At 55.0% G+C, this 24,317-nt stretch carries 21 protein-coding genes; 10 read left to right on the top strand and 11 right to left on the bottom strand.

All coding sequences use genetic code 11. The annotated features are described in order from the left end of the window. Positions 1-525: 525 nt before the first annotated feature. Positions 526-1,158 carry an acyl-homoserine-lactone synthase gene (locus tag QLG08_RS04885; RefSeq protein ID WP_014593759.1) on the top strand — a complete coding sequence of 211 codons (633 nt, stop codon included), beginning with the start codon at positions 526-528 and terminating at the stop codon, positions 1,156-1,158. Here QLG08_RS04885 and QLG08_RS04880 read toward each other — a convergent pair. After that, entirely contained in the window at positions 1,130-1,879 is a 750-nt protein-coding gene (locus QLG08_RS04880) for a LuxR family transcriptional regulator (RefSeq protein WP_013025833.1), read from the bottom strand. The two genes, QLG08_RS04885 and QLG08_RS04880, sit on opposite strands and share 29 nt — an antisense overlap. Positions 1,880-2,490: 611 nt before the next feature. Here QLG08_RS04880 and QLG08_RS04875 point away from each other — a divergent pair. Continuing rightward, positions 2,491-3,384, top strand: coding sequence for an SDR family oxidoreductase (locus tag QLG08_RS04875; RefSeq protein WP_014593760.1), 894 nt, complete (start codon positions 2,491-2,493; stop codon positions 3,382-3,384). Between the two features lie 58 nt (positions 3,385-3,442). Here QLG08_RS04875 and ampC read toward each other — a convergent pair whose 3' ends face one another. Further along, positions 3,443-4,579, bottom strand: coding sequence for a class C beta-lactamase (gene ampC, locus QLG08_RS04870; protein ID WP_110286766.1), 1,137 nt, complete (start codon positions 4,577-4,579; stop codon positions 3,443-3,445). A 538-nt stretch (positions 4,580-5,117) separates the two neighbouring features. Then, positions 5,118-6,299, bottom strand: coding sequence for a glycosyltransferase (locus QLG08_RS04865; protein ID WP_238493367.1), 1,182 nt, complete (start codon positions 6,297-6,299; stop codon positions 5,118-5,120). 259 nt (positions 6,300-6,558) lie between these two features. Between QLG08_RS04865 and hpxO the strand changes: the two genes are divergently transcribed. Further along, complete coding sequence (hpxO, locus tag QLG08_RS04860; RefSeq protein WP_013025837.1) at positions 6,559-7,716, top strand: FAD-dependent urate hydroxylase HpxO; 1,158 nt, start codon at positions 6,559-6,561, stop codon at positions 7,714-7,716. Between the two features lie 30 nt (positions 7,717-7,746). Here hpxO and dcp read toward each other — a convergent pair whose 3' ends face one another. Genes dcp through guaD form a run of 5 tightly spaced genes read right to left on the bottom strand, consistent with a single transcriptional unit; the run spans position 7,747 to position 15,733 of the window. Further along, complete coding sequence (dcp, locus tag QLG08_RS04855) at positions 7,747-9,789, bottom strand: peptidyl-dipeptidase Dcp (RefSeq protein WP_104933397.1); 2,043 nt, start codon at positions 9,787-9,789, stop codon at positions 7,747-7,749. A gap of 60 nt (positions 9,790-9,849) precedes the next feature. Continuing rightward, on the bottom strand, positions 9,850-10,626 hold the full coding sequence (gene xdhC / locus QLG08_RS04850) for a xanthine dehydrogenase accessory protein XdhC (protein ID WP_104933398.1): 777 nt from the start codon (positions 10,624-10,626) through the stop codon (positions 9,850-9,852). Beyond that, positions 10,613-12,979, bottom strand: coding sequence for a xanthine dehydrogenase molybdopterin binding subunit (gene xdhB / locus QLG08_RS04845; protein ID WP_238493368.1), 2,367 nt, complete (start codon positions 12,977-12,979; stop codon positions 10,613-10,615). The genes xdhC and xdhB overlap by 14 nt, the downstream gene beginning before the upstream one ends. Next, positions 12,969-14,408: a xanthine dehydrogenase small subunit gene (gene xdhA / locus QLG08_RS04840; protein ID WP_238493369.1), complete on the bottom strand. Its 1,440-nt coding sequence runs from the start codon at positions 14,406-14,408 to the stop codon at positions 12,969-12,971. Before xdhA ends, xdhB begins: the two co-directional genes overlap by 11 nt. Continuing rightward, the gene (gene guaD, locus QLG08_RS04835; RefSeq protein ID WP_238493370.1) at positions 14,405-15,733 is read right to left on the bottom strand and encodes a guanine deaminase; all 1,329 of its coding nucleotides are present in this window, start codon (positions 15,731-15,733) and stop codon (positions 14,405-14,407) included. The genes xdhA and guaD overlap by 4 nt, the downstream gene beginning before the upstream one ends. 372 nt (positions 15,734-16,105) lie before the next feature. Between guaD and ydfG the strand changes: the two genes are divergently transcribed. Next, a complete protein-coding gene (ydfG, locus tag QLG08_RS04830; protein WP_014605789.1) occupies positions 16,106-16,852 on the top strand; it encodes a bifunctional NADP-dependent 3-hydroxy acid dehydrogenase/3-hydroxypropionate dehydrogenase YdfG in 747 nt (248 codons plus the stop codon). 28 nt (positions 16,853-16,880) lie between these two features. Here ydfG and QLG08_RS04825 read toward each other — a convergent pair whose 3' ends face one another. Further along, positions 16,881-17,207, bottom strand: coding sequence for a YnfA family protein (locus QLG08_RS04825; RefSeq protein ID WP_238493455.1), 327 nt, complete (start codon positions 17,205-17,207; stop codon positions 16,881-16,883). Between the two features lie 132 nt (positions 17,208-17,339). Between QLG08_RS04825 and QLG08_RS04820 the strand changes: the two genes are divergently transcribed. Together QLG08_RS04820 and QLG08_RS04815 are read left to right on the top strand one after the other, a co-directional pair. Then, positions 17,340-17,663, top strand: a complete 324-nt coding sequence (locus tag QLG08_RS04820) for a DUF1283 family protein (RefSeq protein ID WP_013025844.1) — start codon at positions 17,340-17,342, stop codon at positions 17,661-17,663. Positions 17,664-17,708: 45 nt separating this feature from the next. After that, positions 17,709-18,005 carry a DUF1161 domain-containing protein gene (locus QLG08_RS04815; protein ID WP_110015140.1) on the top strand — a complete coding sequence of 99 codons (297 nt, stop codon included), beginning with the start codon at positions 17,709-17,711 and terminating at the stop codon, positions 18,003-18,005. A gap of 95 nt (positions 18,006-18,100) precedes the next feature. Here QLG08_RS04815 and QLG08_RS04810 read toward each other — a convergent pair whose 3' ends face one another. Beyond that, positions 18,101-19,564, bottom strand: coding sequence for an MDR family MFS transporter (locus QLG08_RS04810; RefSeq protein ID WP_238493371.1), 1,464 nt, complete (start codon positions 19,562-19,564; stop codon positions 18,101-18,103). Positions 19,565-19,941: 377 nt separating this feature from the next. Here QLG08_RS04810 and QLG08_RS04805 point away from each other — a divergent pair, with 377 nt between their 5' ends. From QLG08_RS04805 to osmV, 4 genes are all read left to right on the top strand, one after another. After that, the gene (locus QLG08_RS04805; protein ID WP_013025847.1) at positions 19,942-20,658 is read left to right on the top strand and encodes an ABC transporter permease; all 717 of its coding nucleotides are present in this window, start codon (positions 19,942-19,944) and stop codon (positions 20,656-20,658) included. A 64-nt stretch (positions 20,659-20,722) separates the two neighbouring features. Beyond that, positions 20,723-21,586 (top strand): glycine betaine ABC transporter substrate-binding protein, encoded by an 864-nt coding sequence (locus QLG08_RS04800; protein ID WP_227008738.1) that lies wholly within the window; start codon positions 20,723-20,725, stop codon positions 21,584-21,586. Between the two features lie 9 nt (positions 21,587-21,595). Then, positions 21,596-22,243: an osmoprotectant ABC transporter permease OsmW gene (osmW, locus tag QLG08_RS04795; RefSeq protein WP_013025849.1), complete on the top strand. Its 648-nt coding sequence runs from the start codon at positions 21,596-21,598 to the stop codon at positions 22,241-22,243. Next, positions 22,243-23,379: an osmoprotectant ABC transporter ATP-binding protein OsmV gene (osmV, locus tag QLG08_RS04790; protein WP_013025850.1), complete on the top strand. Its 1,137-nt coding sequence runs from the start codon at positions 22,243-22,245 to the stop codon at positions 23,377-23,379. Before osmW ends, osmV begins: the two co-directional genes overlap by 1 nt. A gap of 124 nt (positions 23,380-23,503) precedes the next feature. Here osmV and bioD read toward each other — a convergent pair whose 3' ends face one another. Then, positions 23,504-24,202, bottom strand: coding sequence for a dethiobiotin synthase (gene bioD / locus QLG08_RS04785; protein WP_013025851.1), 699 nt, complete (start codon positions 24,200-24,202; stop codon positions 23,504-23,506). Positions 24,203-24,317 lie beyond the last annotated feature (115 nt).

Raw genomic sequence — 24,317 nt, 5'->3', positions numbered from 1 at the left:
TGTTATGAGCCTTATAATTAGGTGAAAAACCTGTTCAGTCAGCTTTCCACGCTCTGCCTGTACAGGCAGGCCAGGCTCAAGTATTAGTAGTCTGGAGGAGTAGCAACAATTCCAGAAATTAACAGCCAATTTATGATATTTAGTTTTTTTGCGGGTTTGTGATGCAGTGCATATTGATAACTTATCGATCAATACATTTCTGACGAAATATTTTTGACACCAGGTGGGGTTACTTTGTTATAAGCCTGTAATGTTCTCATATAAAATCGCTATGACATGGCGAATATGCACGCTTGAAATAGTACAGCCTTGTTACTATTTGTATTGTTTTCTGTTGCGTTATGGCAAATAATATCTCTTCAGGGAGAATTTTACCGCCCGAGATGCGTTATCCTGCCCACTGAACGACTGAGCAGCCCTATTTTCAGATGAATAAATGTTATTTAGCTGAACGTCAGAGTGAAAAGTTAGTAAAATCAGTACAGGATAGCCGTGAGGGCTGCAGTAACTTTTAGAGGAAATGGAATGCTTGAACTGTTTGACGTCAGTTATGAAGAGCTGCAAACCACACGTTCAGAAGAACTTTATAAGCTCAGAAAAAAAACTTTTAGCGACCGCCTGGGATGGGAAGTCGTGTGCAGTCAGGGCATGGAGTCGGATGAGTTTGATGGCCCAGGGACGCGTTATATTCTGGGTATCTGCGAAGGGCAGTTAGTGTGCAGTGTCCGCTTTACCTGCCTGGATCGCCCCAATATGATTACCCACACCTTTCGTCACTGTTTTGACGACGTTCCCCTGCCCGCTTACGGCACCGAGTCCAGCCGTTTTTTTGTTGATAAAGCCCGCGCGCGCGAACTGCTGGGTGAGCACTATCCTGTCAGCCAGGTACTGTTTTTAGCCATGGTTAACTGGGCGCAGAATAATGCTTATACGCATATCTACACAATAGTCAGCCGGGCAATGCTGAAAATACTGAAACGGTCCGGATGGCAAATCAGCGTGGTCAAAGAAGCTTTTCTGACGGAAAAAGAGCGTATTTATCTGCTGACGCTGCCAGCCGGGGAAGCCGATAAACAGCAGTTGGGTGGGGATATTGTTGCACGTACGGGCTGCGCGCCCGTCGCCGTAACTACCTGGCCGCTGACGCTGCCGGTCTGATAAGATCTAACTCAACACCCAGTCTGATAGCCTGTCGGGCGTTACTGACGCCCAGTTTAACCACCACATTTTTGATGTGAAATTTTACAGTGCTGACAGAAATACCGGTAATGGCGGCAATCTCAGAGTAGGTTTTCCCCATACTCGCCCAGTACAACACTTCATTCTCACGCGAAGAAAAGATGGTTTTATCGGCGTTTTGATTCACCGTCGGTGCTCTTTCCGCTTCTGCGCCAGCCAGTCGATACATCTGCTCATTAAAATCGATCAGCAACATCTGCATCGTGCCCTGCTCTGAGGCAAGACGCTGTTCCAGTGCGGCCTGGTCGTTGCCTTTAATGATGACCGATAGCAACGCCAGGTTGTTCATATGGTCGTGGAGCACGTAGGTAAAGCCATTAACGATGTTGTATTGCTTCGATAATGAGAAAATTTTAGTAAACCGGAGATCGGACATCAAAGTGATGTTCTCGTCCCAGGCAAAGGGTGAGGTGCGTTTAAAGGCGGTAAGGATAACCGGATCGGTTAACTGAAAATTATTGGCGCGGTATAACCTAACCCATTCGTCAGGATAACTGGAAATAATCAGAACATTTGAAGGATTTTTTTTGCTCACAACAGTGTAAGCGTACTCAGGACTGCCAAACGAAGATAACTTTCTCTGTATGTAAGTCTGAAGCGTATCCGTTATTGTTTGATTTTCAAGAAAAAAAGAAAACATTCAGGCTCCATGCTGCTTCTTTTACTTAACGATGACATAACCTGCACTTTAGTACAGGTAAGATAATACTTAAGAATAACTTACAATGATTCAGCCAGAGGTTACAATGGGTTCGAGTTGTTTAGCGGTAAAAAAAAACCTGACCTGCAAGGCCAGGTCGCTGAAACAGCCAACACCAGGGAAAAACTTTCCGGCCAGACTTCACAAACTATAAAGTGATGCTGGCCGGGACACTCAGAGTAACATCCCAGAAACATTTGTACAAACATTTACCTTCGCTTTCCCACACCTGATTGTCCTCCTTTATCATATGCAATGATCTCCCCTCTTCTTTCATGCCATAAGCGCCTTTTATTCAATGCGTTAGCCTTCACCTGTGCGTGTCGCCAGGAAAGAGGATGCGCTCTTTTTGGCCTGATGGCGCTCCCCCTTAAGGAAAAATCAACATATTCTGCTACTTCCGCTGCGCTTATCTGCAATATCGTCGGCAAACCCTCGTCATAAAGCCTGTTTTCATCTACCAATACGGATTAAACAAGCATTTGAATGTGACAAATATCACATCTGTGCCAGGCTTAAACTCTCTGACCACCCTGTTCAAGGAGTTCACTATGACGACGTCAAATAATCACATTCAAGACCCGGATCGCTTTCCGAAGCCGCCGTTCAGGCAGCAGCCGCAGCAGGCACCCGGATTAGCCAGTGAGATGGACCCTGCTCCCGATCATGGTGAAAAAAGCTATCGTGGACATGGTCGCCTTACCGGCCGTAAAGCGCTGATCACCGGCGGCGACTCGGGTATTGGCCGGGCGGTTGCAATCGCCTATGCGCGTGAAGGTGCAGATGTGGCCATTAACTATCTGCCGGAAGAAGAGTCCGATGCGGTTGAAGTGATTAAACTGATTGAAGCCGAAGGGCGCAAAGCTGTGGCCATCCCCGGCGATCTGCGTTCTGAAACCTTTTGCCAGACGCTGGTTAACGAAGCGGCCGAGAAGCTGGGCGGGCTGGATATTCTTGTCAATAACGCCGGACGTCAGCAGTTTAATGAATCCATCCGTACGCTGAGCACAGAAGATTTCGATGCCACCTTTAAAACCAATGTCTATGCGCCATTCTGGGTAACGAAAGCCGCGCTGGCGTATTTGCCGCGCGGGGCCTGTATCATTAACACCTCTTCCGTGCAGGCCTTTAAACCCAGCGATATCCTGCTGGACTACGCGCAGACTAAAGCCTGCAACGTCGCCTTTACCAAAGCGCTGGCTAAACAGCTCGGCCCGGAAGGGATTCGCGTGAACGCGGTCGCACCGGGTCCGTACTGGACGCCACTGCAGCCGAGCGGCGGTCAGCCGCAGGAGAAAGTGGAACAGTTTGGTGCAGACGCGCCGCTGGGACGCCCCGGCCAACCTGTAGAGATCGCCCCACTTTACGTCACCCTTGCGTCGGACGAGTGCAGCTTTGCCTCCGGGCAGGTATGGTGCTCTGACGGGGGAACCGGAACCTTGTAATCGTTTTTAATACGCCATGGCCGCACTGCGCGGCCATTTTTTTGCCTGCTTTTCGGCATTACTGTAACGCGTCGAGAATCGCCACGGCCGCCTTAATGCGTTCCGGATTGGGATAGTTTTTATTCGCCAGCATAACGATGCCGCTGTTGAGCTGAGGGACAAAGGCAATGTAGGCCCCAAACCCGTTTGTGGAGCCGGTTTTGTGGATCCAGCTGGCGCGGTCCGCGGGTTTTACCGGGTTCACCAGCGTGGCAGGCTGAGCCTCCAGCGCGGTTTTCGTGTCGCTGGCGTCGATGAGCGTTTGCTCCTTCACCGGCCATGGATAGATTTCCCATCCCAGCCCCTGAGAAAGTTGACCTGCCGTTAAATAGTGCGACTGTGCGGTGAGTATGCCGTTGCGTAAAACCGTATTGCCGGACGATAACCCGTTGGGATTCGCATTGGCCTGCATAAAGGTCATCATGTCGCGCGCGGTGGACTTCACTCCATAGGTTTCTGCCGACAGCATTCCGGGAGAGACGCGCACGGGCTGGCCGTCTTTATAGCCCCACGCATAGTCGAACATCATGGACGCCGGAACGGTATAAAAAGTGCGCGTGAGCCGCAACGGTGTAAAGACGTTCTTCTGCATGGCTTCTTCAAACTCGCCCTTTACCATGAGATAACCCAGCAGGCCGAGACTGACATTGGAATATTGCCGCTGGATGCCCGGCGCGACACCGGGCTGCCACTGCTGCGCGTAACGGAGTAAGGAATCCTGATCGACCACGCTGGCAGGAAGCTGTAACGGCATGCCACCTGCGCTGTAGGTGGCGAGGTGCACCATCCTGATCGCCTGCCACTGCGGGCCTTTTAGCGCGGGCCAGTACTTTTGTACCGGATCGTTCAGGCGAAGTTCGCTGTTACGTATCATCACGCCAGCCAGTACGCCGGTAAAGGTTTTGCTGACGGAACCAAGTTCGAACAGCGTATTTTCCGTCACCCGTCGATCGGTTGCGGTATCCGCTACGCCAAAGTTCAGGTACTGCGGGCGGCCTTTATACAGGACCGCGACGGACATGCCAGGAATCCCCTGCTCCGCCATTAATGGCGTAATCACGTCCTTAACCCGCGAGGCAATCTCCTGTGAGGATAAATCCGTCGCGCTGCTGCTGGCGCTAAGGGCGACGAGTAATGCAGTAAAATATATTTTCATCAGCACTCATTCAGGTGACAGTTCATCAGTTTGCGCGTAAGACTTCGCCCAATCGGGCGGAGATATAAGCGCGCGACCATGATCGCGACATTAACGCGGCCCGTAATAGAAAAGCTGCCGGGCAGGCAGTGTTAGCTCACGGAGAGCCTGTAAATTCCAAATCGCTTAACGCCGTTCAGGTTCGGCTCGGTGAAGTGGGAATCCTCGCCCAGGGCGGGGAGCCGTCAATGACACTGAGCAGCGCATGATTGCACGCAAAGCTGCGCCTGGGTACTACAGGCACCGGAATTACGCGTATTACAATGAGATTGCTCAACATAACAGCGAGTCTGACAGCTGGAGAGATCACATTTTGCGGCGATGGGCATCAGTTGAGGAAGCGGCGCGCGCACCGGAAAGCTGTGTGCGGGTTGTGCCAGTGCGCTGCTGGCCATCAGGCAGGACAGCAGCAAAGCAAAAAGACATTTCATAACCGATCTCCAGAGATACGCGTCAGTTAAGTATGGTAACTCTGACGCGTAACGTCTGATAAATCTTGTTAAATTGAGAGCGCGGGCGGATGTTCAACACATTCCACAACGCCGCGACGATAAATATCGTTAAGTCGGACGCCGTACTGACGCGGATCATGCTGCTGTTTAATGCGTAAAATTGACCCTTCTCCCTTTTCCGTCAGGCAGGCCGGGTGTGCCAGAATGTCCAGCAGGGTCGATTTTATGCCGTCGATCAGCGCCCGGCGCAGGCGATCTTTATCGGCTTCGCTGTTGACCTGATATTCACGATCGTCATTCAGCTCGCCGCCGATCGTCCAGCCTGCACTGGCCGGGTTGATTTCCGGCAGAGCACGCACATTACTGGTTAACACCGGACAGCCGCTCGCCTGCATCTCCAGCACGGAAAACCCGTAGGTTTCCTGCCAGGTCGGTAACAAACCGAGGTCACTGTTCTGGAACAGTTTCAGGAGTGCCGAGTTTGCCATCTGCGCATGATGGCTGACGAAGCTCAGGCGGGAGATACGATCCTGGATATTTCGGTAAAAAGCCTCGTCGTCCTGGAATTTACGGTGTGCCACGTTATGACGCTTAGTCAAATCGCCGATAAGCTGCACGTCAAGCTGGGATGCATCGATCTGACCCGCTTCGACAAGCTCACTCAGCGCCAGCACAATTTCGGCCCCGCCCTTACGATAAAACTCATTGCCGACAAAGACCAGACGGATTTTGTCGCTGTGACGTGCGCTTTTCTGCGGGGTAAACAGCGTTTGTGGCGGATGCATCACCAGCGTTTTAGCCCGAATTTTTGCCGCCACATCCGGTTTAAACAGCTTCATCTGGATGTGCAGCGTCGCCTCTGAAATAGCAATCAGACCGAAACAGTTATCTTTCAGCAAATAAGGGATCAGCTGTTTCAGCTCTGGATTGTCGTGTTTGGCCACGCCTTCTACCGGCAGAACGCGCGGCAGCTCGGTTTCAAACGTCGCGACCCAGTTCATTTGCGTTATTGCCACTTCATTGAACAGATGGAGAATGTCGGGCTTCTGCCCCATTGCAAACGGGACAGGTAAGAAGACGAAACGTTTATTTTTTTTCAGTAAACGCGTACGCAGCGGATTGAGGAAATAGAAAACGTTACGTTTTTTCAGGTTAATGTAGTCGTTTTCCGGATTGACCAAAATATTGCGCTGCTCCGGATAGTGATTATTACTTATGCCGATTTTCATGAAGGGTTCCGAAGTCGTAGTGAGTGCGAACGTGATCTATATCACGCTGAATATGAAACAGATCATAGGTAACATCTTAAAAACATGTGATTACTGTGGTTTACAGATTTCTCTGCACCCGACAGGTGCAGCCTGTTGCACAGCGACCGTGCATCTGCGCCATTTTCACCCTTCGTGCCCCCATTCAGACGCGCACTCCGCGCGTCGCGCTTCTGGTACAAAAGTTGCAAATAACTGATATGTGCACAGGAGATAACATATGAAAGCGATCGTCATTGGTGGCGGGATGGGTGGCATGACCGCCGCGCTGGCTCTGGAACAGGCAGGTTTCGACACTGAGGTTTTTGAGGCGGTCAAAACGATACGTCCCGTTGGTGCGGCCATTTCCGTCTGGCCTAACGGGGTGAAATGCCTTAATGCATTGGGACTGAAAGAAAAAGTGCGCGCCCTGGGCGGCAACATGGCCTATATGGCCTATAAAGAGGCCTTTTCGGGTGAAACCCTCACCCGTTTCAGCCTTTCCCCCCTGGTGCAGCAGGTGGGCGAGTTTCCCTATCCCATTGCCCGCGCCGAGCTTCAGGCCATGCTGCTGGATGCTTACGGCCGCCATCGGGTGAATTTTGGCAAGCGTATCGTGCAGGTGGAGCAATATGCCAGCGGCGTGATCGCGACCTTCGAAGATAACAGTCAGGCCCAGGGTGACTTTCTGGTTGCGGCCGATGGAACGCATTCGGTTATTCGTGATTACGTACTGGGGGAAAAACTGCCCCGTCGCTACGCAGGCTATGTGAACTGGAACGGCCTGGTTAGCGTTGATGAGTCCATCGCGCCTGCCGATCAATGGACCACCTTTGTGGGCGAGGGTAAACGCGTCTCTCTCATGCCGGTCAGCGGCAACCGCTTCTACTTCTTTTTCGATGTGCCGCTGCCCGCCGGGCTGGAGCAGGATCGATCAACGATGCGGCACGATTTGCAGCACTACTTCAGCGGCTGGTCTGAACCGGTTCAGAAGCTCATCGCGGCAATTGATGTGGAAACCACTAACCGCGTGGAGATTCACGACATCGAGCCTTTTCACCGCTTTGTAAAAGGCCGGGTGGTCTTACTGGGCGACGCAGCACACAGCACCACGCCGGATATTGGTCAGGGCGGTTGCGCGGCAATGGAAGACGGGATTGTACTGGCCTCGGCATTGTCTGCACATTCGCTTGGCATTGAGGATGCGCTGTTACGTTACCAGATGCGCCGCGTTGAACGCGTTAAGGATCTGGTGTTGAAAGCGCGTAAACGCTGCGACATCACGCATGCTAAAGATCCCCATCTGACATCGGCATGGTATCAGTCGCTGAAAACGGAAACGGGTGAACGGGTGCTGGCGGGACTGTGCGAAACCATTGAAGGTGGACCGCTGGGATAGTCAAAAAGGGCGGTATAACCGCCCTTTCGCTTATTCGGCTAAGCCGCGATTTTTTAGCATCGGCTCCAGTTGAGGTGCCCCGCCGCGCCAGGACTCATACAACGCTTTAAGATCGCTGCTGTTGCCCCGCGACAGGATTTTTTGCCGAAAGATGTCGCCATTTTCCCGAGTTAATCCGCCGTGTTCGACAAACCACTGGTAGCCATCGTCGGCCAACATCTGGGTCCAGATATAGGCATAATAGCCGGCAGAATATCCCCCGCCCCAGATATGCTGAAAATAGCTGGAACGGTAGCGCGGTGGAACAGCGGCCAGATCAATATCATCGCTGCGTAAAGCCTGCTGTTCGAACGCGTCGACCGACTGCACCGGGGTTTTCCCCTCCAGGCTATGCCAGTGGAGATCCAGTAACGCGGCCGCCAGCAGCTCGGTCATCTCATAACCTTTATTGAACTTGCCTGCTCTGATGATTTTTTCATGCAGCGCCGCTGGCATGGCCTCCCCGGTCTGATAATGACGGGCGAAATGACGAAACACCTGTGGCTCACTGGCCCAGTGCTCGTTGATCTGCGATGGAAACTCAACAAAATCACGTGGCGTTTCCGTGCCGGAGAGGCTGGGATAGCGCTGGCTGGCAAACAAGCCATGCAACGTATGGCCAAACTCATGGAACAGCGTAATCACGTCATCCCAGCTCAGCAGTGCAGGCTCGCCGTTGGCGGGTTTGGTGTAATTACAGACGTTGTAAATCACCGGTTTCTCGTCGAGCAGCGTGGACTGGTTAACAAAGTTGCTCATCCATGCGCCGCCGCCTTTGCTGTCGCGCTTGAAAAAATCGGTATAGAACAGCGCCATTCCGCTGCCGTCGGTATCAAAGATTTCGTACACCTGGACATCGGGGTGATAAACCGGCAGGTCGTGACGTTGGGTAAACTGGATGCCATAAAGTTGAGTCGCGGCCCAGAATACGCCCTTTTCCAGCACGCTGTTCAGTTCGAAATAGGGTTTAATCTGGCTTTCATCGAGATCGTACTGCGCCCGCCGAACCTGCTCCGCGTAAAAGTTCCAGTCCCACGCGCCAAGGGTAAAATTCCCCTGCTGGCTGTCGATGGTTTGCTGAATGGCCGCGGCTTCCCGCTCGGCCCGCGCACGGGCCGCAGGAACGATATTGCGCATAAACGCAAAGGCGGCATCGGGGGTTTTCGCCATCTGATCCTGTAGCTGCCAGGCGGCAAAGCAGGCAAACCCTAATAGCTTCGCCTGCTCTGCCCGCACCTGTGCCAGGCGCAGCACTAACGCTCGCGTGTCGTTGTCATCGTTTTTCTCACTGCGCGTCATGGCGGCCTGGAACAGCGCCTGGCGCGTCGGGCGATCTTCCAGAGACTGCAGCGCAGGCTGCTGCGTGGTGTTTTGCAGCACCAGCAGCCAGGCATTCTCCAGGCCTCGTGCCGCCGCCGCCGCTTGAGCAACGGCCAGATCGGACGGGCTCAGCCCCGCTAACTGCTGCACGTCATTGACCACTAAACCGCCCGCCTTGGTTGCAGCAAGCAGCTTATTAGTAAACTGCGTACTCAGTCGTGCAGCCTCCTGATTCAGCGCCTTTAACTGCTGCTTCTGTGTTTCCGGCAGGTTGGCACCCGCCAGTTGAAAGCGCTGCCACAGCACCTCGACCAGGCGTTTCGATTCAGCATCAAGCGAGTTGCGCTGCAAATAGACCTGGTCGATGCGTGAAAACAGCGGCCGGTTCAACATTATTTCGTCGTTAAGCGCGGTGAGCTGTGGCGCAATATCCTCGTCAACCTGCTGTAAATAGGGGCTGGTGTGGGCGGAGGTCATGGCATTGAACACCAGGCTCACACGGGTCAATAGTTGACCGCTTTTTTCCAGAGCCTCGCAGGTATTCAAAAAGCTTGCCGCTTCCGGATTGGTGGCGATGGCCAGAACTTCCTGGCGCTTTTCTTCCATTCCGGCCTGAAGCGCGGGCAGAAAGTCGGTTTCCTGAATCTGATCAAAAGGTGGTGTGTGATAAGGCAAGCTGCTGACGTTAAAAAAAGGATTTTGACGGGCGTTCATAGGCGCTCCTGGTGAACAACACAGAGTCTCATAGTGGCAGGTTGCCTCTTACAGAACAACCTAACCGCGTTGTTGCTGATACACCGCAATGATTTCCCCGGCAATCGCAACGGCGATTTCGGCAGGCAGTTTCCCTTTTACATCGGGCAGGCCCATGGGGCAGCGTAAGCGCGCCAGCCGGTCTTCGGCAATGCCTTTGCCTTCCAACCGGTAGCGAAAACGCTGACTTTTCGTTTGCGAACCGATCACGCCCACGTAGCGGAAATCACCGCGCCGCAGAATAGCCTCACATAGCGCAAGATCCAGCGGATGATGGTGCGTCATCACAATATAATAGCTCCCCGCCGCCGCCGCGGCCACGCAGTCCATTGGATCGTCGGGCTGTTGCACGCTGACGCCGGGTGGCACAGAGGCAAACTGATTGTCCCGACCGTCAATCCAGTTAACGTGACAGGGTAACGTAGCCAGCAGGCTGACCAGCGCCTGCCCGACGTGGCCCGCGCCAAAAACCAGGATTTCCGGCTGCGCCTGCATCAACGGTTCAAACAGAATGGTGGTCATCCCGCCGCAGCACTGGCCTAACCGGGCGCCCAGGCTGTAGTCTTCGGTATGAGGACGACGCTCTCCACTTTCCAACAGCGTGCGCGCCTGCGCAATGCACTGAAACTCAAGATGGCCGCCACCGATGGTCAGAAAACTTTCGTTGGCCGTCACCACCATCTTCGCGCCGCCGTCACGCGGGACTGAACCCCGATCGCGCAACACGGTGACCAGCACGCAGTGTTGCCGCTTCTGGCGCAGGTCGTGCAAAATTGCTATCCAGTCATGATAAATCATGGGTGCCTCCCGCCATGCGCTGGACGCCCCAGAATACTCGCTCCGGCGTAGCGGGCGCGTCCAGCGCGGGATGCAGACGATAGTCGGCGACGCTGGCTACCGCATCCTGTAACGCACACCAGGCGGCTATCCCCAGCATAAACGGCGGTTCACCCACGGCTTTGGAATGGAACACCGTGTCCTGCGGATTTTTGCGGTTTTCCACCAGCGTAACCCGCATATCGGCCGGTACGTCAGCGATTGCCGGGATTTTGTAGCTCGCGGGACCGTCGGTCATCAACTGGCCCTTGTCATTCCAGACCAGTTCTTCACAGGTCAGCCAGCCCAGCCCCTGGACAAAGCCGCCCTCTACCTGGCCAATATCGATGGCCGGATTCAGCGACGCGCCCACGTCGTGCAGAATATCCGCCCGCAGCAGCCGGTATTCGCCCGTCAGCGTGTCCACAATGACTTCACAACAGGCCGCGCCATAGGCGAAGTAGTAAAAAGGTTCGCCGCGACCGGCCTGACGGTCGTAATGGATGCCGGGGACGCGATAATAGCCCGTCGCCGATAGCGGTACCTGATTCAGCCAGGCAAGCTGCGCGACCTGGGCGAAGGTGTAATAGTGCTCGGCAGCCCGAACGATACCGTTACTGAACATCACCGCCTCTGGCCTGCATCCGTGCAGCGTACACAGCATGGTCGTCATGCGCTCACGCAATATCTCGGCGGCATTTTGTGCCGCTTTGCCGTTGAGATCTGTGCCACTGGACGCCGCCGTGGGCGAAGTGTTAGGGACTTTCCCGGTATCGGTGGCGGTGATTTGAATACGATCGACCTCGATTTGCAGCACCTGCGCCACAATCTGCGCCACCTTGGTGTTAAGCCCCTGACCCATTTCCGTTCCGCCGTGGTTGAGCTGCACCGTGCCGTCGGTGTAGATCAGAATCAGCGCCCCGGCCTGATTGAGGAAGCTGGAGGTAAATGAAATGCCAAATTTAACCGGCGTCAGCGCCAGTCCACGTTTCAGTACGGGACTGCTGGCATTGAAGGCTGCGATCGCCGCGCGGCGCGCATCATAGTCACTGCTGGTTTGCAGTTGCGCCGTAATCTCATCCAGCAGGTTGTCTTTTACCTGCTGATGGTAATGGGTGATATTGCGTTCGTTCTTGCCGTAGTAGTTGCGTTTTCGCAGCGTAAGCGGATCCAGACCGCGCTCGCGGGCGATGTGATCCATGATCTGCTCAATCGCCACCATGCCCTGCGGCCCGCCAAAGCCGCGAAAAGCGGTATTTGACGCGGTATTGGTGCGACAGCGGTAGCCGGTGATGCGCGCATCACCCAGATAGTAGGCGTTATCGGCATGAAACATGGCCCGATCCACTATCGATCCGCTCAGATCGAGCGAGTAGCCGCAGTTACCGGCAAGATCGATTTTCACCCCACACAACCGGCCATCGTCTTCAACGCCCACATCATAGCGGACGTAAAAAGGATGTCGCTTGCCGGTTATCCGCATGTCATCGCGTCGGGCCAGGCGCATTTTAACCGCCCGGCCGGTCAGGCTTGCCGCGACGGCGCACAGGCAGGCCACGCCCGCCGCCTGGGTTTCTTTACCGCCAAAACCGCCACCCATTCGGCGCATATCAATCGTGACCTTGTTCATGCTGATGCCCATGACCTCTGCCACCAGCTTTTGGACCTCCGTGGGGTTTTGCGTGGAGCAGAACACCTGCAGCGCGTCGTCCTCACCCGGGATCACCATGGCCGTTTGGGTTTCCAGATAGAAGTGTTCCTGCCCGCCAATATGAAACGCGCCCTGTATGCGGTGCGGCGCACGGGCCAGCGCCGCCTCGACGTCGCCGCGCTGGTGGATATGGGGCTCCTGCACAAAACTGCCCTGCAGCAGTGCCTGTTCTACATCCAGCAGCGCGGGCAATACCTCATACTCGATCACCGCCGCCATCACGCCCTGTCGGGCCGCATCCGGCGAGTCGGCCAGCACGGCAATAATAATTTGCCCAACATATTCGACGCAGTCCTGAGCCAGCAGCGGGTCGCCGGGCTGCAGCGGGCCGACATCGTTGACGCCGGGCACGTCCTGCCAGGTGAGGACGCGGACGACGCCGGGGACGTCGTAGCACGGCTGGACATCAACGTGAGTGATACGGGCATGGGCATGATCGCTCAGGCGAGGACAGAGATGCAGCAGACCGGGCTGCTCCGCTTTGTCATCGATATATATCGCCTCGCCGGACACGTGTTTATCGGCGCTTTCATGCTTATTGCTGCGCCCCACGCCGCTGCTGATGTCGCGCGCATGAGCAATGGGTAATGCTGAATCGGGCAGAGCCGGACGATTATGGGACATAGCGGCTTACCTCAGTCAGGGACAATCCGTTGAGACGGTAAAAGTAACGGCGCAGCAGGTTGCTCGCCACCTGCAGGCGATAACCGGCGCTGGCGCGAAAGTCGCTGAGCGGTTCAAAGGTCTCTTCCAGCGCCTGACAGGCCGTGGCTATCGTTTGTGCGGTTAAGGCCGATCCAATCATGGCCTGCTCACAGCCTGTGGCGCGCACCGGCGTTGCCGCCATCCCGCCAAAGGCAATGTGTGCCGCTGTCACAATGCCGTTATCGGTTTGGATATTGAAAGCGGCAAACACGGCTGAAATGTCGTCATCCAGCCGTTTCGAGACCTTCCAGGCAACAAAATCAGGTGACACCGTCACTTTTGGAATAATGATGGTATGGATAAACTCACCGGGTTGCAGCACGGTCTGCCGGTAGCCGGTAAAAAACGCGCTGAGTGGCAAAGTGCGTTGCGTGTCGCCCTTCTGCAGCAGCAGAGAGGCGTTTAATGCCAGCAGCGTTGGCGATGCATCGCCAATCGGGGAAGCATTAGCAAGGTTACCGCCCAGTGTGCCAAGCTGGCGAATTTGCAGCGAGGCAAAACGCGTCAGCATCTCCGTTACTCCCGGAATGCGCGTCGCCATAAACGCTGCGATCTGGTCGAGCGAGGCGGCGGCACCTAAGTGATAGGATGCGTCGTCCTCATAACAGTGTTTCAGTGCATCCACCTGCCCCAGCGCAATCATCACTGGAATGCCCTGGTAGCGTTGGGTAATCAGCAGGCTCAGGTCCGTGCCGCCCGCCAGTAACGCGGCATCGGGGTGCGCGACACAGAGCGCAGCGAGCTGCGCGACGGTGGTGGGAAGGTAACAGTGACGGCCTTTGTCCTGAATTACCCGGACCTCCTGATTCTCCAGCGCGCGCAGGCGCTCAACCACGCCCTGCTCACAGCGATCAAAGCTGTCCGGCTGTGCCTGCGTCACCAACTGTTCGGCCGCCGCCATAATGGAACGATAACCGGTACAGCGACACAGGTTGCCGGCCAGCGCATGCTCTGCCTGCTGCCGGTCCCAGTCGCTGTGATTTTTTTGCAGACTGAACAATGACATCACAAAGCCCGGCGTGCAGAAGCCACACTGCGAGCCATGACAGTCCACCATCGCCTGCTGAGCCGGATGCAGGGTTTTCCCTTCACGTAAATCTTCGACGGTGATGAGCTGCCTGCCCTGTAATCCACTGACCAGCATCAGGCAGCTGTTAACGGTCTGATAGTGCAACCTGCCGTCCACCACGCTCCCCAGCGTGACGCTGCAGGCACCGCAGTCGCCGGACGCACAGCCCTCCTTGGTGCCACAGCGACGCTGATGCGTGCGCAGATAAGAGAGTACCGTCAGATTGGGATCGATACGTTCTTCTGTGACGAGCTGGTCGTTAACCAGAAACTGAATCATGCGGCATTCTCCTTTGTGGTGGATTGCCAGACCGGTCGGCCGTTAACCCACGTCTCTACGATGTTTCTGTCATCACCCAGCGTCATCAAGACGAACAGTTTTTCCCAGATATCCTTGCAGTTCCCCATACGCAGCTTTTGCAGCGCCGATACTGCGGGATCCAGCACGACAAAGTCAGCTTCTTTACCTGGTGCAAAATTACCGATGTGCTGGTCAAGATCCAGCGCACGGGCCCCGCCCAGCGTGGCATGGTAAAAGGCTTCTGCAGCACTCAGCCTGTATTGCTGCAGCTGGCCGACCTTGTAAGCCTCGCCCAGCGTTTTCAGCATATTAAAGGTGGTTCCGGCGCCAACATCGGTGCCGATGCCCACTTTGATGCCCTGCTGCCAGCTGCGCTTGATATTAAACAGGCCGCTTCCCAAAAACAGGTTTGAGGTCGGGCAAAAGGCAATGGCGGAATCCGTATCGTGCAGACACTGCCATTCATGATTTTCCAGATGCAGGCAGTGTGCAAAGACGCTTCGCCGGCCGGTCAGCTGATAGTGGTGGTAAACGTCCAGATAGCCATTGCGTTCGGGAAACAGCGCGTTGACCCAGGCTACTTCCTGTGGGTTTTCGCTGAGGTGCGTGTGGAGCCAGACATCCGGGTAAGCCGTGCGCAGCGCCTGCACTTTCTTTAACAGGTCGGGTGACGAGGTGGGCGCAAAACGCGGCGTCAGGGCATAGCTCAGTCGGCCGCGGCCGTGCCAGCGCTCAATCAGATCGCGGGAATGTTGATAGCTTTCCTCCGGCGTTTCGGTGAGGTAATCAGGCGCATTGCGATCCATCATGACTTTACCGGCGATGATGCGCATCTCAAGCGCTTCGGCCGCGCTAAAAAGCGCCTCTACCGACTGCGGATGCACCGTGCCAAAAACCAACGCACTGGTGGTGCCGTTAGCCAGTAGCTGATGGAGAAAAAACGCTGACATTTGCGCGGCATGCTCGGCACAGCGGTACTGCCTCTCAACCGGAAACGTATACTGATTCAGCCATTCGAGAAGCTGCTCACCATAGGCGCCGATCATTTCTGTTTGCGGGTAATGAATGTGGCAGTCGACAAAACCCGGCAGGATCAGCTTACCGCGCAGATCGATAACGCGCTCTGCTGCCTGACTGCTGCTGACATCACACCAGGGGTGCAAACCAACTACGCGGCCCTCACGCAGAATGAGCAGACCATCTTCGATATAACGCGCCTGAGACAGAATAGCCTCAGGCTCGTTCGCCACCGCGGCAAAATCAAAAAAACTGGCACGAATCGCCGTGTCCTGGCATGTAGACATATCGTTTCCTCTTACCGGGCGCCTGATGTTGTCGCCCTGTTCATCTCGTACTCTCTTTAAACACTTTGCAAGACGCATGCCAGATTAGTGCCTGATAAATTACTTTATTATCAGTAGCTTATCAAGATCATCCTGTTGCGCAACGCTTTCGCTGACAAAATCGCCACGCAATCGGTTGCTCATCCAACGCAATCGGTTGCCAGTAAAAATGCACCCTGCCACGTTACCTTGCTGCCCCGTTCTCTGCACGATTTCGGGGCAGCGTGCGCTAAAAACGCGCAAAAGCGCCTCCCCGCGGAATTCAGCGGACACAGGCTAAAATGCCGTGATAAGGTGAGGAGACATCACGAAACTGGAAGAGGGAAAAGTGAGATGATTATTTTTGTTACGGGGGCCACAGCCGGTTTTGGCCAAAGCATTACCCGCCGATTCATCGAAACAGGTCACAAGGTGATTGCCAGTGGACGTCGTGCTGAACGCCTGAAGGCGCTGAAAACGGAGCTGGGTGAGAATCTGTATACCGTACAGTTAGATGTGCGTAACCGGGCATCGATTGAAGAGGCCATCACACAGCTGCCTGCCGAGTGGCGCAATATTGATGTCCTGGTGAATAACGCCGGTCTGGCGTTGGGCATCGAACCCGCGCACCGGGCAGATGTGAACGACTGGGAAAATATGATCGACACCAATACCAAAGGGCTGGTCTATATGACGCGCGCGGTTTTGCCTGCCATGGTAGAGCGTAACGTCGGTCACATTATTAACATTGGTTCGATTGCCGGCAGCTGGCCTTATGCCGGGGGCAACGTTTATGGTGCCACCAAAGCCTTTGTGCGCCAGTTCAGCCTTAACTTACGCACCGATTTACACGGTACGGCCCTGCGTGTGACCGATATTGAGCCGGGCCTGGTCGGCGGTACGGAGTTTTCTAACGTGCGCTTTAAAGGGGACGATGGCAAGGCCGAACAGGTCTACGAGGGCGCCACGGCCCTGACGCCTGAAGACGTTACCGAAGCCGTTTACTGGGTGGCCACGCTGCCGAAGCACGTCAACATCAATACGCTTGAGATGATGCCCGTCAGCCAGACGCTGGCAGGGTTGAAAGTGCATAAACCCTGACCGATAAGCCAGCCGCAAAGGCTGGCTTTTACGCTTTGCCCCATCCCGCTACGATAATCAGCATGCCGCTCAGCGCAATCAGCGCACCACTCCAGTCCCATGCGCTCAGCTTGACACCTTCGACCACGCGCAGCCAGAGCATGGCCGTCAGCACATAGACGCCGCCGTACGCCGCGTAAACCCGGCCGCTGGCCGCAGGATGTAAGGTCAGCAACCAGACAAATAACACGAGGCTCAACGCGGCAGGCAACAACAGCCACATGGACGCCCCCTTCTTTAGCCACAGCCACGGCAGAAAACAGCCGATGATTTCCGCCAGCGCGGTGATAAAAAACAGCAGCATGGTTTTAAGCAGCACAATAATCTCTCTGACAGGTAAACAACATGCACACAGCTGGTGAGCAAGTAATCGGCAATGGTATACTATTCTCATTTGATGCAATAGTTTTACCCAAGAGTAAAACAGTGTTAACCGAAGGATATTACGATGAAAAAATTGGTTCCGGTTCTGATGGTGGCCCTGCTTTCTGCCACCGCGATGCGTGTCAGTGCGAACACCGAACACGTGATTATTGAAAACGGCAGCAGCGCATTGAGCAACGAAGCGGCACGTCAGAGTAAAGAGCAGTGGAATGATACGCACATGCTGCGCAACAAAGTGAACAGCCGGGTTGAGAAAGAATTCGATAAAGCCGATCGCGCATTCGACACGCGCGACAAATGTGAACAGAGCGCTAATCTGAATGCCTATTGGGAACCCAATACGCTGCGCTGCTTAGACCGCCGCACGGGCCGCCCGGTATTGCCGTAAATTTCGGCTATAGTAATGACTGACGCATGACAAAAGGAAAGGGTTATGAAGATCAAGAGTGCATTACTGACAGCGACGTTTTTAGCCTTCCCCCTGCTGGCTCAGGCATCCTGCGAATCTGTAAAAGCGGATATCAGCCAGAAAATCATTCAAAACGGCGTGCCTGAATCAGGCTTTAGCCTGGATGTGGTCGCCAACGATCAGGTTGATCAGGCTGGCGGTCAGGTCGTCGGCCATTGTGATAACGACACACAGAAAATTGTTTATAAAAAGCTGGGCCGTGATGAGGGCGCCTCCGTGCCCGACAGCGCAGGCAGCTCGCAAGACTCCGCTACACAATAATGTTCAGGGCGACGATGATGTCGCCCTGTCTTTTCCTGCCTTTTCCTGCCTTTTGCTGGCCCTTCTCTGACCATCACGCCTGAGGTTTCAGCGCACTATTCCGTTTGTTGCGGCTGCTGACGCGGCATCTTCCACGCCACCCACAGGGTGAGGAACGCAATGACCAGTGCCACAATAAAGACCCAATGTAGCGATGCGGCTATTGCCTGCAGCATTGGCTGAAGCACGTCCGGTGCCAGGCGGTCGCGCGTTTCCTGCGACATGATTTGCTGAACCGGATCCTGCGCATGGGGCAACCGCCATTGCAGGTTCAGGTTAAGCACCGCGCCCATCACCGCTGTCCCCAGCGCCGATCCAATCATACGGCTAAACATGACCGACGCTGTACAAATGCCTTGCACGTTAAAGTCGGCATGATTCTGGACAGATACCAGAAATGTCGTGCTGGTCATTCCCATGCCGGTTCCGATGACAAAGGCGGTCAATCCCGCCTGGAACAGCGTGCTTTCTGTGTGCAACAGCAGTAGCAAGGCGCTGCCGCCGATTAATAACAGTGCGCCCAGCTGCGCGGTAAAACGGTAGGAGGTCAACAGCATCAGACGGCCACTTAGCGTACTGGCCAGCGGCCAGCCGACAGACATCATAGCCAGCGCAGTCCCGGCCTGAAGCGGCGAACCGCCGGTCACGCCCTGAATCCAGGTCGGCAGAAAAGCGCTGACGCCCATCATGGTTGCACCAATGATGAAGTTGCCGAGATTGCCCGCGATAATCAGTGGGCTTTTCCACAGGCTGAGCGGGAACAGCGGCGAGCGGGTGCGCTGCTCATGACGGGTTAACTGCCAGCCAGCCACCAGGCCAATGGCTAAGAACAGCAGCAGCCAGTAGCCAAGCTGTTCCGCCTGCAGCAGCGCAATCAGAACGGCGCTGATACACAGCGTGAGCCAGCCGCTCCCGGTCAGATTCAAAGACTGGGAGGGTTGTGTCTGCGTATAGGCAGGCAGCAAGGCTGCCAGCATCAGCATGCTGACGATGCCGATCGGTACGTTGACCCAGAAGATGACGGACCAGCTAAAGTGCTGGACCAGCCAGGCACCGGACAGCGGACCGACAATCGCCGCAACGCCCCAGACGCTGGACAACCAGCCCTGCACGCTGGCGCGTTCCCGGGGGGAATAGATGTCTGCCACGATGGTGGAGCTCAGCGGCATGATCGCGCCCGCCCCTAGCCCCTGAAATGCCCGGAAGACAATCAGCCAGAGCATCGTGTGGGCGAAACCGCAGAGCACCGACCCGGTAAGGAAGATCGCGATGCCCAGAAACAGCATTTTTTTGCGGCCCCACAGGTCCGCCAGCCTGCCATAGAGCGGCACGCTCACCGCCTGGGTAAGGAGATAGACAGAGAAAACCCAGCCAAACTGCGAAAAACCGCCGAGATCGGCCACAATCGTGGGCATTGCGGTCGCCACAATCGTGACTTCAATCGCAGCCATAAACATGGCAAGCATACAGGCAAAGAGAATCCAGTGGCGACGGCGTGGTTCGGAGGTGCTGTTGGTCATGATGCTCCCTTTTTTGTTCCCTAAGGCTAGCGCATATTTCACCAGACGGGAACCGATTCAATCCAAATTGTGACACTGTCACTTAAAAAAGGCCTTTTCAGGTCGTTTCACTCTGAAACCTGTTGCTGTAAGGGCTGAGGCGTTTTTTGGCTCATGCTATCTTCCTGATTTTTCCGATAAAAGCTGGCGCGCTCCGCTTACCGCTGCTATAGAAATAAAGCGGTATTTTCCGCACTTTGTGAAATTACGCAGAAATTCACTGCGGTTTGCCGCATTTAGCGACCGGCATGGTTTTGGAAGGGGCGCTGACGATAGCCACTTTTGTCATGCTGGTTTAGGTAGCTATAACAACAGATCCGTAAACAGGGAGAAACCGTATGCATAACGCTTCACTGGCCAGGCGTGCCGGTCTGGCACTGCTGGCTGTGGTCGCAGTGGCAGGTGCGCTGGTATGGGGGCTTGGCTGGGATACGCTGGTCGCCCGCAAAGACGATCTGATTTACCTCGGACAGCAGCACCTGTTTCTGGTGTTTTGGTCGATGCTGTTCGCCCTGCTGGTCGGTATACCCAGCGGTATTCTACTCAGCCGCCCTTTTGCCCGGCGCTGGGCGGAATATGTCATGCAAATCTTTAACGTCGGCAATACGCTGCCTCCTCTTGCCGTTCTGGCGCTGGCGATGGTTGTCATTGGCATTGGTGATAAGCCCGCCCTGGTCGCGCTGTTTCTGGCATCACTGTTGCCTGTCGTCCGTAACACCTACTCCGGACTCAGCGCCGTACCGCCTTCGTTGATCGAAGCCGCGAACGGCATCGGCATGACCAAATGGCAGCGCTTGCGTCAGGTTGAGATTCCTAACGCCCTGCCGGTTATTCTTGCGGGCGTGCGCATTGCCACCGCCATTAACGTGGGCACCGCCCCGCTCGCCTTCCTGATTGGCGCCAGCAGCTTTGGCGAACTGATTTTCCCCGGCATTTATCTTAATGACTTCCCTGTGCTTATCCTGGGTGCCGTTGCTACGGCGCTGGTTGCACTGGTGCTGGATATGCTACTGGCGTCATTAGGGCGCTACCTTAGTCCGCACGCTGCGGCATAACGATAAGGGGTTTGTAATGCTAACGCGCTGGATTAAGAGCTCTACCCTGGCACTGGTGGCCTCAATGGCACTTAGCCAAAGCGTGCAGGCGGCCACGCCGCTGGTGCTCGCGACAAAAAGCTTTACCGAGCAACATATTCTTTCGGCCATGACGGTTATGTGGCTGCAAAAGAAAGGCTTTGAGGTCATCCCGAAACGCAACATCGCCACCACCATTAGTCGTAATGCCATGATTAACAAGCAGATCGACATGACCTGGGAATATACCGGTACCTCACTGATCATCTTCAACCATATTAATAAACCGATGTCTTCCGAGGACGCCTATAAAACCGTGAAAAATCTGGACGGCAAACTGGGTCTTATCTGGCTCAATCCCGCCCCGATGAATAACACCTATGCCTTTGCCATGCAGCGCGCGCGCGCGGAAAAAGAAGGTATTTCGACGCTGTCGCAACTGGTGGCCAAAATGGATCAGGTGCGTAAAACAGATCCGAAACATAACTGGCGACTCGGGCTGGACCTGGAATTTTATGGCCGTTCAGACGGCATGAAGCCACTGCAGAAGACCTACAACCTGACGCTCGACAGGCCTCAGATTCGCCAGATGGATCCGGGGCTGGTCTATAACGCCGTGCGCGATGGTTTTGTGGATGCCGGCCTGATCTACACCACGGACGGGCGCGTGAAAGGTTTCGATCTCAAGGTGCTGGAAGACGATAAACACTTTTTCCCCAGCTACAACGTGACGCCGGTTGTGCGTCAAGACGTGCTGGCGAGCCATCCCGGTCTTGAAGCCGCCCTGAATCAGCTTTCCCCGCTGATCACCGATGAGGCCATTACCGAGATGAACAAGCGCGTGGACATCGATCACCAGTCGCCTGAACAGGTGGCGCGCGATTTCCTTCAATCCAAAAACATGCTGTAAGGAGGCATCGTGGATACCCTTCATTACATCATTGATAACTGGAATAACCTGCTCACGCTGACCTGGCAACATACCTGGCTGGTGCTGGTTGCAGTAGGATGCGCGATTGTTATTGGCGTACCCCTTGGGATTTTAATTGTGCGCTTTAAATGGCTGGCCACGCCGGTGCTCGGCATTGCCACCGTTGTACTGACCATCCCGACGATTGCGTTGTTTGGCCTGATGATTCCGCTTTTCTCGCTGATTGGGAAAGGGATTGGTGCGCTACCGGCTATCACGGCGGTCTTCCTGTATTCATTACTGCCGATTGTGCGCAACACGCATACCGCATTGGAAAATCTGCCGGACGGCCTGCGTGAAGCGGGTCGTGGCATTGGCATGACGTTCTGGCAGCGCCTGCGTTGGGTTGAGATCCCGATGGCGCTTCCGGTGATTTTTGGTGGTATTCGCACCGCCGTGGTCATGAACGTTGGCGTAATGGCTATCGCGGCGGTGATTGGTGCTGGCGGGCTGGGCATGCTGCTGCTGGATGGCATTAGCGGCAGTGATATTCGTATGCTGATTGCCGGGGCGCTGATGATTTGCCTGCTGGCGATTGTTCTTGACTGGCTGCTGCACCGTTTGCAGCTGGCGCTGACTCCTAAGGGAATTCGATAATGATAAAACTTGAAAATCTGACGAAAACCTTCAGCCAGAAAAACGGCACGCTGATGAAAGCGGTGGACAATGTGAGTCTTGAGGTTCCTGCTGGCGAGATGTGCGTGCTGCTTGGGCCTTCGGGCTGTGGCAAAACCACCACGCTGAAAATGATTAACCGCTTAATTCCCTCTACCAGCGGGCGGATTCTCATCAACGGGGAAGACACCAGCACTCAGGATACCACCACCCTGCGTCGCAATATTGGTTACGTGATCCAGCAAATTGGTCTGTTCCCCAATATGACGATTGAAGAGAACATCACCGTGGTGCCACGCATGCTGGGCTGGGATAAAAAGCAGTGCCGCGAGCGGGCAACGGAGTTAATGAGCATGGTGGCATTGGATCCGAATAAGTTTCTGCATCGCTACCCGCGTGAAATGTCCGGTGGACAACAGCAGCGCATTGGGGTGATTCGCGCGCTGGCGGCTGATCCGCCGGTACTGCTGATGGATGAGCCTTTCGGCGCGGTTGACCCAATTAACCGGGAAGTTATTCAGAATGAGTTTCTGGATATGCAGCGTCAGTTGAAGAAAACGGTGATGCTGGTCAGCCACGACATTGATGAAGCACTCAAACTTGGCGACCGCATCGCGGTCTTCGGCCAGGGCAAAATTGTCCAGTGCGCCAGCCCCGATGAGTTGCTGGCGACGCCGGCTAACGATTTTGTCGGCTCCTTTGTTGGCCAGGACCGTACGTTGAAACGTCTGCTGCTGGTACAGGCAGGCGACGTGACCGACCAACAACCCACCATCACGGTAAAACGCTCGACGCCGTTAACGGAGGCTTTTGGCACCATGGACGAAAACGACATGCGTTCCATCACCGTGGTTGACGACGACGGCAAGCCGTTAGGATTTGTGAAACGCCGTGAGGCGCGTCACGCGAGCGGGCGCTGTGAAGAGATGCTGCATACGTTTAAAGTGACCGGCAAAGCAGAAGAAAACCTGCGTGTGGTTCTGTCGAAACTCTATGAACACAACACCGTCTGGATGCCGATTGTGGACGAAGATGGCCGTTACAGTGGCGAGATTTCCCAGGACTACATTGCTGATTATCTCAGCTCCGGGCGCACCCGTCGCCGCCTGAATCCATAATGAATCAGGGCCGCACGTTGGTTGCGGCCCACTTAATCCTGCCTCTCATTCCGTATCACTGTTGGTCAGTTATCTCTGATGAATGGCACCGTCGCGCGCGTGGCGCCATCCTGCTCTGGTTCTCTCAGGCTGTTTTTGTCCGGGCGTAGTGCAGGTTATCGCTATTCAGCAGGGAGATATCCAGATAACGGGACAGATCGCGCTGCTCTGCGCGGGGCAAATAAGGCAACTCACCGAGAAGCGGTGCCGTAATCTGTTCACGCAGGACGGAAATGATATCGGCATAGTGCGCCAGCCCCGGATTAATACGATTAGCCACCCATCCGGCCAGCGGCAATCCGTCGGCCTGGATCGCCTGAGCGGTCAGTAGCGCATGGCTGATACAACCTAACTTAATCCCGACCACTAAGATGACGGGCAGTTGCTGCTCGATCACCCAGGCCGACAGCGGCTGGGCATCGTTCATCAGGCTGCGCCAGCCCCCGGTGCCCTCGACCACCACGCGATCGGCAAGCTGATTGAGATGCTGAAGCCCCTGCGTGATTTTCGCATAATCGACCTTATTGGGCGGATAGCCGCAGATTTCTTCTTTCTCAAAAATGACCGGATTCACTGCCTGATAAGGCAGCGCAAGGGAAGAGGCGCTCTGCAAAAACAACCCATCCTTGTTTCTCAGGCCCTCTTCTGTTTTGACGCCCCAGCGGGCAACAGGTTTGTAGCCCGCAGCCCGCTCGTTCGCCTGGGTAAAACTTTGCAGCAGGGCGCGTGCGACCACGGTTTTCCCCACTTCGGTATCGGTTCCGGTAATAAATAGCGTTTTCACTCTACTTCTCCTTCACAAGCGGTGTCAGCTCACTGACGATTCGGCTTTCATGCGAATGATCATTCTAAGGAAGGAAAAGGGGGAGCAGATTGCGTTAGCGCAAGGTTAGTGTTGC

It is taken from the genome of Pantoea sp. V106_11, from assembly GCF_029967885.1.
Lineage (GTDB): Bacteria > Pseudomonadota > Gammaproteobacteria > Enterobacterales > Enterobacteriaceae > Pantoea > Pantoea ananatis.
This window is presented reverse-complemented; position numbering and strand designations above follow the sequence as displayed.

Bases quoted from the DNA above. Each gene is read 5' to 3' on its own strand.
- QLG08_RS04820 (WP_013025844.1), top strand. From the start codon at position 17,340: ATGAAAAAATTGGTTCCGGTTCTGATGGTGGCCCTGCTTTCTGCCACC.
- QLG08_RS04810 (WP_238493371.1), bottom strand. From the start codon at position 19,564: ATGACCAACAGCACCTCCGAACCACGCCGTCGCCACTGGATTCTCTTT.
- QLG08_RS04815 (WP_110015140.1), top strand. From the start codon at position 17,709: ATGAAGATCAAGAGTGCATTACTGACAGCGACGTTTTTAGCCTTCCCC.
- hpxO (WP_013025837.1), top strand. From the start codon at position 6,559: ATGAAAGCGATCGTCATTGGTGGCGGGATGGGTGGCATGACCGCCGCG.
- QLG08_RS04875 (WP_014593760.1), top strand. From the start codon at position 2,491: ATGACGACGTCAAATAATCACATTCAAGACCCGGATCGCTTTCCGAAG.
- guaD (WP_238493370.1), bottom strand. From the start codon at position 15,733: ATGTCTACATGCCAGGACACGGCGATTCGTGCCAGTTTTTTTGATTTT.
- xdhA (WP_238493369.1), bottom strand. From the start codon at position 14,408: ATGATTCAGTTTCTGGTTAACGACCAGCTCGTCACAGAAGAACGTATC.
- ydfG (WP_014605789.1), top strand. From the start codon at position 16,106: ATGATTATTTTTGTTACGGGGGCCACAGCCGGTTTTGGCCAAAGCATT.
- xdhB (WP_238493368.1), bottom strand. From the start codon at position 12,979: ATGTCCCATAATCGTCCGGCTCTGCCCGATTCAGCATTACCCATTGCT.
- QLG08_RS04805 (WP_013025847.1), top strand. From the start codon at position 19,942: ATGCATAACGCTTCACTGGCCAGGCGTGCCGGTCTGGCACTGCTGGCT.
- xdhC (WP_104933398.1), bottom strand. From the start codon at position 10,626: ATGATTTATCATGACTGGATAGCAATTTTGCACGACCTGCGCCAGAAG.
- osmV (WP_013025850.1), top strand. From the start codon at position 22,243: ATGATAAAACTTGAAAATCTGACGAAAACCTTCAGCCAGAAAAACGGC.
- QLG08_RS04800 (WP_227008738.1), top strand. From the start codon at position 20,723: ATGGCACTTAGCCAAAGCGTGCAGGCGGCCACGCCGCTGGTGCTCGCG.
- dcp (WP_104933397.1), bottom strand. From the start codon at position 9,789: ATGAACGCCCGTCAAAATCCTTTTTTTAACGTCAGCAGCTTGCCTTAT.
- QLG08_RS04880 (WP_013025833.1), bottom strand. From the start codon at position 1,879: ATGTTTTCTTTTTTTCTTGAAAATCAAACAATAACGGATACGCTTCAG.
- ampC (WP_110286766.1), bottom strand. From the start codon at position 4,579: ATGAAAATATATTTTACTGCATTACTCGTCGCCCTTAGCGCCAGCAGC.
- QLG08_RS04865 (WP_238493367.1), bottom strand. From the start codon at position 6,299: ATGAAAATCGGCATAAGTAATAATCACTATCCGGAGCAGCGCAATATT.
- QLG08_RS04885 (WP_014593759.1), top strand. From the start codon at position 526: ATGCTTGAACTGTTTGACGTCAGTTATGAAGAGCTGCAAACCACACGT.